The 12,812-nt window shown below is 53.6% G+C and carries 7 protein-coding genes; 2 read left to right on the top strand and 5 right to left on the bottom strand.

What is annotated here, in order from left to right; genetic code table 11:
- Positions 1-139: 139 nt before the first annotated feature.
- On the bottom strand, positions 140-2,737 hold the full coding sequence (acnB, locus tag GUC46_RS19680; protein ID WP_016149564.1) for a bifunctional aconitate hydratase 2/2-methylisocitrate dehydratase: 2,598 nt from the start codon (positions 2,735-2,737) through the stop codon (positions 140-142).
- A 448-nt stretch (positions 2,738-3,185) separates the two neighbouring features.
- Here acnB and GUC46_RS19685 point away from each other — a divergent pair, with 448 nt between their 5' ends.
- Both GUC46_RS19685 and GUC46_RS19690 read left to right on the top strand, forming a co-directional pair.
- Positions 3,186-4,778 (top strand): DUF3300 domain-containing protein, encoded by a 1,593-nt coding sequence (locus GUC46_RS19685; protein WP_088902738.1) that lies wholly within the window; start codon positions 3,186-3,188, stop codon positions 4,776-4,778.
- A 10-nt stretch (positions 4,779-4,788) separates the two neighbouring features.
- The gene (locus GUC46_RS19690; RefSeq protein WP_003018680.1) at positions 4,789-5,583 is read left to right on the top strand and encodes a DUF2950 family protein; all 795 of its coding nucleotides are present in this window, start codon (positions 4,789-4,791) and stop codon (positions 5,581-5,583) included.
- 63 nt (positions 5,584-5,646) lie between these two features.
- Here the strand turns inward: GUC46_RS19690 and traT are convergent, their stop codons facing one another.
- The 4 genes from traT to aceE form a co-directional block, all read right to left on the bottom strand.
- Complete coding sequence (gene traT, locus GUC46_RS19695) at positions 5,647-6,378, bottom strand: complement resistance protein TraT (RefSeq protein ID WP_003837465.1); 732 nt, start codon at positions 6,376-6,378, stop codon at positions 5,647-5,649.
- A gap of 194 nt (positions 6,379-6,572) precedes the next feature.
- Positions 6,573-7,997 (bottom strand): dihydrolipoyl dehydrogenase, encoded by a 1,425-nt coding sequence (lpdA, locus tag GUC46_RS19700; protein ID WP_003018686.1) that lies wholly within the window; start codon positions 7,995-7,997, stop codon positions 6,573-6,575.
- A gap of 175 nt (positions 7,998-8,172) precedes the next feature.
- On the bottom strand, positions 8,173-10,062 hold the full coding sequence (gene aceF, locus GUC46_RS19705; protein WP_130715171.1) for a pyruvate dehydrogenase complex dihydrolipoyllysine-residue acetyltransferase: 1,890 nt from the start codon (positions 10,060-10,062) through the stop codon (positions 8,173-8,175).
- A gap of 14 nt (positions 10,063-10,076) precedes the next feature.
- Positions 10,077-12,740: a pyruvate dehydrogenase (acetyl-transferring), homodimeric type gene (aceE, locus tag GUC46_RS19710; RefSeq protein WP_003845758.1), complete on the bottom strand. Its 2,664-nt coding sequence runs from the start codon at positions 12,738-12,740 to the stop codon at positions 10,077-10,079.
- Positions 12,741-12,812 lie beyond the last annotated feature (72 nt).

Below are 12,812 nucleotides of genomic sequence, written 5' to 3' on the forward strand. Positions count from 1 at the left end.
CGCATCGCGCCTTGCTGTAATTATCGCAGCAGCGCGGCAGAAAAAAAGCGTAGTGGGTATAAGGAATAGAAATAAAAATGCCCGGAGAAGCAGACTTCTCCGGGCATTGATGTGTTTTTACACAAAACGCGTTAGCGCATTACACCGCGGTCTGGAAAATCACACCATCGGCTTTCTCCGTATACTGAGACAGCTGGTCGAAGTTCAGATAACGGTAAGTATCCACGGCAGTTTTATCCACCTGCGCCACATAGGTCTGGTACTCTTCCGCCGTCGGCAGTTTGCCGATCAGCGCCGCAACCGCCGCCAGCTCCGCAGAAGCCAGGTAGACGTTTGCCCCGGTACCTAAACGGTTCGGGAAGTTACGAGTAGAGGTCGAGACCACCGTTGCGCCGTCGGCGACACGCGCCTGGTTACCCATGCACAGAGAGCAGCCTGGAATTTCGATACGCGCACCGCTCTTACCGAACACGCTGTAATAACCTTCTTCGGTCAGCTGTGCCGCATCCATACGGGTTGGCGGAGCCACCCACAGACGTGTCGGCAGTTGGCCTTTGTGCGCATCCAGCAGCTTACCTGCGGCACGGAAGTGGCCGATGTTAGTCATGCAGGAGCCGATGAACACTTCGTCGATCTTCTCACCCTGTACGTCAGACAGCAGACGCGCGTCGTCCGGATCGTTCGGTGCACACAAGATTGGTTCTTTGATGTCAGCCAGGTCAATGTCGATCACCGCCGCGTATTCTGCGTCAGCGTCGGCTTCCAGCAACTGCGGATCCGCCAGCCATTTTTCCATGCCCTGCACACGACGTTCCAGCGTACGACGGTCGCCGTAGCCTTCCGCGATCATCCACTTCAGCAGAACGATGTTAGAGTTCAGATACTCAATGATCGGCTCTTTGTTCAGCTTGATGGTACAGCCCGCAGCAGAACGCTCTGCGGAAGCATCGGTCAGTTCGAACGCCTGCTCCACTTTGAGATCCGGCAGACCTTCGATTTCAAGGATGCGGCCAGAGAAGATGTTCTTCTTACCTTTCTTCTCAACGGTCAGCAGACCCTGTTTGATCGCGTACAGCGGAATGGCGTGAACCAGGTCACGCAGAGTGATACCCGGCTGCATTTTACCTTTGAAGCGCACCAGCACCGATTCCGGCATATCCAGCGGCATCACGCCGGTCGCTGCAGCAAACGCCACCAGACCAGAACCTGCTGGGAAGGAGATCCCGATAGGGAAACGGGTATGGGAGTCACCACCGGTACCTACGGTATCCGGCAGCAGCATACGGTTCAGCCAAGAGTGGATAACGCCGTCGCCCGGACGCAGGGAAACACCACCACGGTTCATGATGAAGTCTGGCAGCGTATGGTGCGTATTGACATCCACCGGCTTCGGATAGGCAGCGGTGTGACAGAAGGACTGCATCACCAGGTCAGCTGAGAAGCCCAGGCACGCCAGGTCTTTAAGTTCGTCACGGGTCATTGGGCCGGTGGTATCCTGAGATCCCACGGAGGTCATCTTCGGTTCGCAGTACGCGCCCGGACGGATACCTTTCACGCCGCAGGCGCGGCCAACCATTTTCTGTGCCAGGGAGAAGCCACGGCTGCTTTCCGCCACGTCTTTCGCCTGACGGAAGACGTCTGAGTGCGGCAGACCCAGCGCTTCGCGCGCTTTGGTGGTCAGGCCACGACCGATGATCAGCGGAATACGACCACCAGCACGTACTTCGTCGATCAGGACTTCGGTTTTCAGCTCAAAGCTGGCCAGCAGTTCGCCTGTTTCGTGGTTGCGTACTTCGCCTTTGAACGGGTAAACGTCAATCACGTCGCCCATGTTCATGTTCGACACGTCCACTTCAATCGGCAGTGCGCCCGCATCTTCCATGGTGTTGAAGAATATAGGTGCAATTTTGCCGCCGAGGCACAGGCCGCCGCCGCGCTTGTTCGGCACATGAGGAATGTCGTCACCCATGAACCACAGCACGGAGTTGGTCGCGGATTTACGCGAAGAACCGGTACCGACAACATCACCCACATAAGCCAGCGGGTAACCTTTTTTCTGCAATTCTTCGATCTGTTTGATCGGGCCAACTACGCCCGGCTGATCCGGTTCGATACCTTCACGGGCGTTTTTCAGCATCGCCAGCGCGTGCAGCGGGATATCCGGGCGGGACCATGCGTCCGGTGCCGGAGAGAGGTCATCGGTGTTGGTTTCACCGGTCACTTTAAAGACGGTAACGGTGATTTTTTCAGCCAGAGCCGGACGGTTCAGGAACCATTCGGCATCGGCCCAGGATTGCATTACCTGCTTCGCATATTCGTTGCCCGCTTTGGCTTTTTCTTCCACATCGTAGAAGTTATCGAACATCAGCAGCGTTGAAGAGAGCGCTTTGGCGGCAATCGGTGCCAATTTGGCGTCATCCAGCGCGTCGATCAGCGGATGAATGTTGTAACCACCCTGCATGGTGCCCAGCAGTTCAATGGCTTTTTCTGGGGTAACCAGCGGGGAGGTGGTGTCGCCTTTCGCGACGGCAGCGAGAAAACCGGCTTTAACATAAGCGGCTTCATCTACGCCAGGAGGAACACGGTTGATCAACAGGTCTAACAGGAATTCTTCTTCGCCCACAGGCGGGGTCTTCAGCAGCTCGACAAGTGCGGCCATTTGGGTTGCGTCTAAAGGTTTTGGCACAATCCCCTGGGCAGCACGCTCAGCTACGTGCTTACGGTATTCTTCTAGCACGACGATATCTCCTCGCTCTCATTGTCATAATGCGGCGCTTTTGTAGATGGGCGATTCTCTTCACGCTCCTGTGAGACAGTAGTTAGTAGGGTAAATGCCCGGTACCGCATAAGGCACAATAACAGGATTTTCATTAAGTGTTAATCCGTTTACAAAAAAGCAACATAAAAAATTGGCTGAATCGTTAAGAATGGTGTAGCGGCAAGGAGGAACGCAATTCAGGCTACCTAAAACCACCCTGAAACGGTTGATTTTCAAGCGCGAGATGCTGGATTTTCCAGCGACTTTTCAGCCATCAGATATAATTGTGTAATAAATCCTCACACTCTTTTTCCGGACCTACCGGGTGAATCCCCAATAAAAGTCAAAACTGTCTAACACGGGTGAATAATACTCGCGGCAACAGGAACGCCTCACGGCACAGCGCTTGTCTCGTTGGAGTCATTTTATGAAGTTGCCCCTTAAGCCACATCTGCTTGTCCTTTTGTGCAGTGTCGGGCTGTTTGCCGCCTCAGGCGTGATGTTCGTTAAAAGTCGTGCTATGGAGCCTGCGGCTCCGGCCCCCGTTGCACAGCAACCGTCAACACCGGCTCCAGCGCCAATAGCGGCCCCTGCCCCGGCCGACCAAACAGCGCCCGTCGTGGCACCAACCTACTCGGCAGCACAAATCGATCAGTGGGTTGCACCTATCGCACTCTATCCAGACTCGCTGCTGTCGCAAATTTTGATGGCCTCAACCTATCCGGCTAACGTCATCCAGGCCGCACAGTGGTCAAAAGACAATCCCAAAATGCAGGGCGATGCCGCCATTCAGGCCGTTGCCAGCCAGCCCTGGGATCCCAGCGTGAAATCGCTGGTCGCCTTTCCTCAGTTGATGTCGCTGATGGGTGAAAATCCGCCGTGGGTACAAAGTCTGGGCGATGCTTTCCTTGCGCAGCCAAAAGATGTTATGGATTCCGTTCAACGCCTGCGTGCACTGGCGCAACAGACCGGTGCGTTGCAATCGACACCGCAGCAGACAGTCACCACGAGTGTGAAAAATGTGCCTCCTCCTCGTACCCAAACTCAAGAAGGAGTAACAGTTCAATCGACGGCCCCACCGGCTCCAACGGTAATCAAAATTGAATCCGCCGATCCGCAGGTGGTGTACGTTCCTACCTATAACCCGAATACGGTTTACGGTACCTGGCCGAACACCGCCTATCCGCCAACCTATCTGCCGCCAACGCCCGGTGAGCAGTTTGGTAACAGCTTCGTTAATGGTTTAGGCTTCAGCCTCGGTGTTGCCACAACCTATGCCATCTTCAGCAACATCGACTGGGATGACGACGACGATCACCATCATAATGATGACTGGGATAACCATGGCGGCTATAACCGTAATGGTGATAACAACATCAATATTAACGTTGATAACTTTAATAAAATCAGTGGGCAACGACTGACTGACGCCAACCGTACCTGGCAGCACAACCCGGCCTATCGTGAGGGTGTGCCATACCCAAATAACCAGCTCAATAACCGCTTCCACTCCACTAACACGGCTACAGGTTTAAGTTCAACCCAGCAAAGACCGGTCAACCGTGATAGCCAACGCCAGGCTGCGATGAGCCAAATGGAAAAATCAACGGGAAAAACATTCCCGCAGACGGCGCGTACGGGCACGAAAGACGCCCAGCGTCAGGCATCCAGCCAACAGCTGAAGCAAATTTCCCAACGTAATAACTACCGTGGTTACGATACCAAACCGCAAACCGCGAAACGGACAAGCACACAGCAACGTGAGAATCGTCAGGCAGTCGCCCAGCGACAGGAGAAACGGGTCACGCAACCGGCGCAGCAACGCAATGTGCAACAGCGCAATCTTCAACAACGGACCAGCCAGCCACGCGCCAATGCGCTGAGCGGGAACGACAGTCGCTCCGCCAACTGGCAGGCGCAGCAACAGCGGGGGGCACAGAGCCGGCAGGTCGCCCGTAATCAGCCATCGCGCCAGCCTTCTGGCGGGCGTGCTGAACACCGTGAATTCCGTCATCGTTAAGGGAACCGACATGAAAAATAAACTACTCAGTGGAATTGTGTTGTTCATGGTTTCGGCTGCCGCGATGGCACAACAATCCTTCAGCACACCAGACCAGGCGACCGATGCGCTGGCAAACGCGATTAGTGAGCAAAATGAAAGTGCAATGAGCAACCTGCTCGGGGAAAACTGGCGTGATTTTCTACCGCCAGAAGGCGTCGATCCTGATGCAGTTGATCGTTTCCTGCGCGACTGGAAGGTTCGCCATAATACCGTTGTCGACGGCAATACCGCGCATCTGGTGGTCGGGGATAGCGACTGGCAACTGCCAATCCCGGTCGTCAAAAATGCTTCAGGCTGGCAATTTGATATCAAGGAAGCGGCCGAAGAGATCCTGACCCGTGAGATTGGACGTAACGAACTCGCGGCTATCGAGGCGTTACACGCTTATGTTGACGCCCAGCAGAGCTATTTTGCGATGAACCAGAAATACGCGCAAAAGATTGTCAGTTCTGAAGGGAAAAAAGATGGTCTGTACTGGCCTGTTTCGCCCGGCGAAGCGCCAAGCCCGCTCGGTCCGGCCTTTAGTCCACAGGAACCTGGCACGGGCTATCACGGCTATCATTTTCGTATCCTTCCCGACAAAACCAGCGGTTTTGCCATGGTGGCCTGGCCTGTTAGCTATGATCACACCGGCGTGATGAGTTTTATGATTAACGGTGATGATAAAGTCTATCAGGCCGATCTCGGCGTTGATTCTCAGCAAAAAGCACAGGCGTTAACCACATTCCATCCGGATAAAACCTGGCAGCCCGTAGCGCCCTGATACCAATTCGAAAGATAAGTTGGCCGGGTAAGGCGTAGTCGCCCCCCGGCAACCCACAGCAAATTACAGGATGTTAGCGACAGATTTCGCCAACTGAGCTTCCAGAACCGGCTTCGCTTCTTCGAACTTCAGATTCACTTTGTTAGCATTAGACACGACGCGAGTCTGATATTTTGCACGATCGCCTTGCGCGCTGCTGGTTTGCAACTTGATACCGGATGTCCCTTGACGCAACGCCGCAACGTTATCCGTTGTCACTTTCGCTTTGCTGCGTTCAGAGATCTGCAGGTCAGTGACCATGGTGTAGTTTACGTCTTCCACCATCGCATCCGCAGCCATGCCGATCAGCCCCGCCGCGATACCAACACCCAGCGCCGCACCAGAGGAGTTGCTATTATAGGCGGTAATCCCCGCACCCAACGCTGCGCCCATCGCGGCACCTTCATAACCCGTTTTCAGGAAGCCCTGAGCTTCACGCAGATCCATTTTGTCCGCTTTCAATACGTTCGCCTGTACCCAGTAATAAGCGCTGTCTGGTGAGCTGGTCACTTTATAACCTTTCGCGGACAGGTCATTTGCCAGCAGGGTTTGCAGGTTACTCATGTCTTTGTCAGAGGTATTTTTTACCTGAATGTAGACGGTCTTCTCGCTGGAAGGCTCCAGCCAGATGGTTTCACTCATCTGCGTTTTCACTTCAAGGTTACGTTTTTTAACGGCGGTGGTCATCGCGCCACAACCGGTCAGTGTCATTGTCGCGACAATCATGCCAACAACCGCGATTTTTTTTAAAGACATGTATTTTCCTTTTTTCGTGTAATAGAGAGTCCAGAGCCTCTTAACCGCGCGGCCAGTAGCCACACAATGGCGAAAAAAGTATCGGCAGTTGCGCAATTTTTTTTAGTGGAGATATCAATAAGATGACTACCAGAACTGGTAGCTTTCAGGAAAAAAAACGCCTCCGAAGAGGCGTTTTCACAAAAGCGGGAAGATTACTTTTTCTTCGCTTTCGGGTTCGGCAGGTCGGTGATGCTACCTTCGAACACTTCAGCTGCCAGACCAACGGACTCGTGCAGAGTCGGGTGAGCGTGGATGGTCAGCGCGATGTCTTCAGCGTCACAGCCCATTTCGATCGCCAGACCGATTTCACCCAGCAGCTCGCCGCCGTTGGTACCGACAATCGCACCACCGATCACACGGTGAGATTCTTTGTCGAAAATCAGTTTGGTCATACCGTCTGCGCAGTCAGAAGCGATAGCACGGCCAGAAGCAGCCCACGGGAAGGTGGCGGTTTCGTAGCTGATGCCTTTTTCTTTCGCTTCTTTCTCAGTCAGGCCAACCCATGCAACTTCTGGTTCAGTGTACGCGATGGATGGAATAACTTTCGGATCGAAGTAGTGTTTCTTACCGGCGATAACTTCAGCGGCAACGTGACCTTCGTGAACACCTTTGTGCGCCAGCATCGGCTGACCGACGATATCGCCGATAGCAAAGATGTGCGGCACGTTGGTGCGCAACTGTTTGTCAACGCGGATGAAGCCACGGTCATCAACTTCAACGCCAGCTTTGCCCGCGTCGAGGTTTTTACCGTTCGGTACACGACCGATAGCTACCAGCACAGCATCGTAACGCTGAGCTTCGGCAGGGGCTTTTTTGCCTTCCATGGAAACGTAGATACCGTCTTCTTTCGCTTCAACGGCGGTCACTTTGGTTTCCAGCATCAGGTTGAATTTCTTGCTGATGCGCTTGGTGAAGACTTTAACCACGTCTTTGTCGGCAGCTGGGATAACCTGGTCGAACATTTCAACCACGTCGATCTCTGAACCCAGTGCATGGTACACGGTACCCATTTCCAGACCGATAATACCGCCGCCCATAACCAGCAGGCGCTTAGGAACAGTTTTCAGTTCCAGCGCGTCAGTGGAGTCCCACACGCGCGGATCTTCGTGCGGAATGAACGGCAGTTCGATCGGACGGGAACCCGCCGCGATGATCGCGTTGTCGAAGTTGATTACGGTTTTGCCGTTTTCGCCTTCAACTTCCAGGGTGTTCGCCCCGGTAAATTTACCCAGACCGTTAACCACTTTCACTTTACGGCCTTTGGCCATACCAGCCAGACCGCCAGTCAGTTGAGTGATAACTTTTTCTTTCCAGGTACGAATCTTGTCGATATCGGTTTTCGGCTCGCCAAAAACGATACCGTGTTCAGCCAGCGCTTTGGCTTCTTCGATAACTTTTGCTACGTGCAGCAGCGCTTTAGAAGGGATACAGCCGACGTTCAGACAAACACCACCGAGGGTGCTGTAACGTTCTACGATGACGGTCTCCAGACCTAAATCTGCGCAACGGAAGGCAGCAGAGTAACCTGCAGGGCCTGCCCCAAGTACCACGACCTGAGTTTTGATTTCAGTGCTCATCATGACCTCTTAATTTATACCCGTCGTCCACCGGGTCGTTCTATCCGCCCGTATTTTACAAAATTGTTAACAATTTTGAAACAACAAACGGCAACCGATTTGTCTTTCGCACAATAACCTCACTGACTTCATGAGATTACCAGAAAAAAGCCGGCCGTCGGGCCGGCTTTTTCGCTTACATCACCAGGCGGCGAATGTCAGACAGCATGTTGTTGATGATGGTGATAAAGCGCGCACCATCCGCACCGTCAATTACACGGTGGTCGAAGGAGAGCGAAATCGGCATCATCAGACGCGGCATAAACTCTTTACCGTTCCACACTGGCTCCATAGAGGACTTGGAGACACCGAGGATAGCCACTTCCGGCGCGTTAACAATCGGCGCGAAGTGGGTGGTACCCAGGCCGCCGATGCTGGAGATAGTGAAGCAGCCGCCCTGCATTTCGCCGGCAGTCAGCTTACCATCGCGCGCTTTTTTGGAGATGGTGGTCAGCTCGCGGGACAGCTCGGTAATGCTCTTCTTGTTCACGTCCTTGAAGACCGGAACAACCAGACCATTCGGAGTATCAACCGCTACACCGATGTTGATGTATTTCTTCAGGGTCAGGCGCTGACCGTCTTCAGACAGGGAGCTGTTAAAGCGCGGCATCTGTTCCAGAGCTGCGGCAACGGCTTTCATGATGAAGACTACTGGGGTAAATTTCACGTCCAGTTTACGTTTTTCAGCTTCGGCGTTCTGCTGTTTACGGAACGCTTCCAGATCGGTGATATCGGTCTTATCGAAGTGAGTAACGTGCGGGATCATCACCCAGTTACGGCTCAGGTTAGCACCAGAGATTTTCTGGATACGGCCCAGTTCCACTTCTTCGATTTCACCAAACTTGCTGAAGTCCACTTTCGGCCAAGGCAGCATGCCCGGGATACCGCCGCCTGCTGCTGCAGCCGGAGCCGCTTCAGCACGCTTGATAGCGTCTTTCACGTAAGCCTGTACGTCTTCACGCAGGATACGACCTTTACGGCCAGAACCTTTCACTTTCGCCAGGTTCACACCGAATTCGCGCGCCAGGCGACGAATCAGCGGTGTTGCATGAACGTAAGCGTCGTTTTCAGCAAACTCAGATTTGCCTTCCGCTTTCGCGGCCGGAGCTGCGGCTTGCGCAGGCGCTGGTGCTGCGGCCGGAGCCGGAGCAGCTGCTTGTGCTGGAGCGGCTGCAGGTGCTGCGCCTTCGACTTCGAAGACCATAATCAGAGAACCGGTTTTAACTTTGTCGCCGGTGCTGATTTTGATTTCTTTCACGGTGCCCGCGAACGGTGCCGGAACTTCCATTGACGCTTTATCGCCTTCAACGGTGATCAGTGATTGCTCAGCGGCAATTTTATCGCCCACTTTAACCATCACTTCAGTGACTTCGACTTCGTCACCGCCGATATCCGGTACGTTAACTTCTTTCGAGCCGGAAGCAGCCGGAGCCGCCGCTGCTGCTGGAGCAGCCGCCTGAGCCGGTGCAGCAGCAGGCGCTGCGCCCGCTACTTCGAAGACCATAATCAGGGAACCGGTAGACACTTTGTCGCCGGTGTTGATTTTGATCTCTTTAACGGTACCCGCGAACGGTGCCGGAACTTCCATTGACGCTTTGTCACCTTCAACGGTGATCAGAGACTGTTCAGCCGCAACGGTGTCGCCCACTTTAACCATGATCTCGGTAACTTCAACTTCGTCGCCGCCGATGTCCGGTACGTGTACGTCTTTCGCCGCCGCAGCAGCAGGTGCTGCTGCCGGAGCCGCTTCTTTCTTCTCTTCTGCCGGAGCAGGTGCAGCTGCTGCTGCACCGTCGGCGGAATCGAAAATCATGATCAGTTTGCCGGTCTCAGTTTTATCGCCAACAGAGACTTTGATCTCTTTAACGATACCAGCCTGAGGAGACGGAACTTCCATAGAGGCTTTGTCGCCTTCTACGGTGATCAGCGACTGTTCAGCTTCAACTTTGTCGCCCACTTTGACCAGGATCTCGGTGATTTCAACTTCATCAGCCCCGATGTCCGGTACATTGATTTCGATAGCCATTATTCTTTTACCTCTTACGCCAGACGCGGGTTAACTTTATCTGCATCGATGTTGAATTTGGTGATTGCGTCTGCAACCACTTTCTTATCGATTTCGCCACGTTTAGCCAGTTCGCCCAGGGCCGCTACAACCACGTAGGAAGCATCAACTTCGAAGTGGTGACGCAGGTTTTCACGGCTGTCAGAGCGACCGAAACCGTCGGTACCCAGTACGCGATAATCATCAGCCGGTACATAAGTACGAACCTGTTCGGCAAACAGTTTCATATAGTCAGTAGATGCTACTGCCGGAGCGTCGTTCATCACCTGAGCGATGTACGGAACGCGCGGAGTTTCCATCGGGTGCAGCATGTTCCAGCGCTCACAATCCTGGCCATCACGCGCCAGTTCAGTGAAGGAGGTTACGCTGTAAACGTCAGAACCTACACCGTAGTCGTTCGCCAGGATCTGTGCTGCTTCACGGACGTGACGCAGGATAGAACCGGAGCCCAGCAGCTGAACTTTACCTTTCTTACCTTCGAGGGTTTCGAGTTTGTAGATACCTTTACGGATACCTTCCTCGGCACCTGCTGGCATTGCCGGCATGTGGTAGTTTTCGTTCAGCGTGGTGATGTAGTAGTAAACGTTCTCTTGTTTCTCACCGTACATACGCTCCAGACCATCGTGCATGATGACCGCAACTTCGTACGCGTAAGACGGATCGTAAGAGATACAGTTCGGGATAGTCAGAGACTGAATATGGCTGTGACCATCTTCGTGCTGCAGACCTTCACCGTTCAGCGTCGTACGACCGGAAGTACCACCAATCAGGAAGCCACGAGCCTGTTGGTCGCCTGCCTGCCAGCACAGGTCACCGATACGCTGGAACCCGAACATGGAGTAGTAGATGTAGAACGGAATCATCGGCAGATCGTTGGTGCTGTAAGAGGTCGCAGCAGCCAGCCAGGATGCGCCAGCACCCAGTTCGTTGATACCTTCCTGCAGGATCTGACCTTTCTCGTCTTCTTTATAGTAAGCAACCTGCTCACGGTCCTGCGGGGTGTACTGCTGACCGTTCGGGCTGTAGATACCGATCTGACGGAACAGACCTTCCATACCGAAAGTACGTGCTTCATCAGCGATGATCGGAACCAGACGATCTTTGATCGACTTGTTCTTCAGCATCACGTTCAGGGCACGAACGAAAGCGATAGTGGTGGAGATTTCTTTGTTCTGCTCTTCCAGCAGCGCACCGAAGTCTTCCAGAGCCGGCAGTTCCAGCTTCTCAGTGAAGTTCGGCTGACGAGCTGGCAGGTAGCCATGCAGTTTCTGACGCTGAGCGTGCAGATAAGTGTGCTCTTCAGAACCTTCCGGGAAGGTGATGTAAGACAGGTTTTCAACCTGCTCATCGGTCACAGGAACGTTGAAACGGTCGCGGATATAACGCACGCCGTCCATGTTCATTTTCTTAACCTGGTGAGCGATGTTTTTACCTTCAGCGGTGTCACCCATGCCGTAACCTTTAATGGTATGGGCCAGGATTACAGTTGCTCTGCCTTTGGTTTCCTGCGCTTTTTTCAGTGCAGCGTAAACTTTCTTCGGATCGTGACCACCGCGGTTCAGAGACCAAATCTGCTCATCAGTCCAGTCAGCAACCAGTGCTGCGGTTTCCGGGTATTTACCGAAGAAGTGCTCACGTACGTATGCGCCATCTTTGGATTTGAAGGTCTGGTAGTCGCCGTCAACGGTTTCGTTCATCAGCTGGATCAGTTTACCGCTGGTGTCTTTACGCAGCAGCTCATCCCAACGACCGCCCCACATGACTTTGATAACGTTCCAGCCAGCGCCTGCGAAGATGCCTTCCAGTTCGTTAACAATCTTGCCGTTACCGGTTACCGGGCCGTCAAGACGCTGCAGGTTACAGTTGATCACAAAGACCAGGTTGTCCAGTTTTTCACGGGTCGCGATGGTGATCGCACCTTTTGATTCTGGCTCATCCATCTCGCCGTCGCCCAGGAAGGCGTAAACGGTTTGTTTAGAGGTATCTTTCAGACCACGGTGTTCCAGATATTTCAGGAATTTAGCCTGGTAGATAGCACCGATTGGGCCCAGCCCCATAGATACGGTCGGGAACTGCCAGAATTCTGGCATCAGTTTCGGGTGCGGGTAGGAAGACAGGCCTTTGCCATGTACTTCCTGACGGAAGTTGTTCATCTGCTCTTCAGTCAGACGACCTTCCAGGAATGCGCGTGCGTAGATGCCCGGAGAGATGTGGCCCTGGAAGTACACCAGATCGCCGCCATCTTGCTCGTTGCGTGCACGGAAGAAGTGGTTGAAGCAAACATCATATACCGTTGCGGAGGACTGGAAGGATGCCATGTGGCCACCCAGCTCGAGGTCCTTTTTAGACGCGCGCAGTACGGTCATGATGGCGTTCCAACGGATAGCAGAACGAATACGACGTTCCAGCTCCAGATTGCCCGGGTATTCCGGTTCATCTTCAACGGCAATAGTGTTTACATAATTGCTGGCCCCTGCACCTGCCGCTACTTTCACGCCGCCTTTGCGGGCTTCTGAAAGCAGTTGGTCGATCAGATACTGAGCACGCTCAACACCTTCTTCACGGATGACCGATTCGATCGCCTGTAGCCAGTCGCGAGTTTCGATCGGATCCACGTCATTTGGGAAACGTTCTGACATGGGGGTATTCCTTATCTATCTAATACGTTGAGTTATCTGGAACCTGTCCCATTACGTTCTCGCCAGAGAGCG

The organism is Citrobacter sp. LUTT5 (assembly GCF_009905315.1).
Classification (GTDB): domain Bacteria; phylum Pseudomonadota; class Gammaproteobacteria; order Enterobacterales; family Enterobacteriaceae; genus Citrobacter; species Citrobacter freundii.

Coding starts and splice junctions, on each gene's coding strand:
- GUC46_RS19685 (WP_088902738.1), top strand. CDS start 3,186: ATGAAGTTGCCCCTTAAGCCACATCTGCTTGTCCTTTTGTGCAGTGTC.
- GUC46_RS19690 (WP_003018680.1), top strand. CDS start 4,789: ATGAAAAATAAACTACTCAGTGGAATTGTGTTGTTCATGGTTTCGGCT.
- traT (WP_003837465.1), bottom strand. CDS start 6,378: ATGTCTTTAAAAAAAATCGCGGTTGTTGGCATGATTGTCGCGACAATG.
- lpdA (WP_003018686.1), bottom strand. CDS start 7,997: ATGAGCACTGAAATCAAAACTCAGGTCGTGGTACTTGGGGCAGGCCCT.
- aceF (WP_130715171.1), bottom strand. CDS start 10,062: ATGGCTATCGAAATCAATGTACCGGACATCGGGGCTGATGAAGTTGAA.
- aceE (WP_003845758.1), bottom strand. CDS start 12,740: ATGTCAGAACGTTTCCCAAATGACGTGGATCCGATCGAAACTCGCGAC.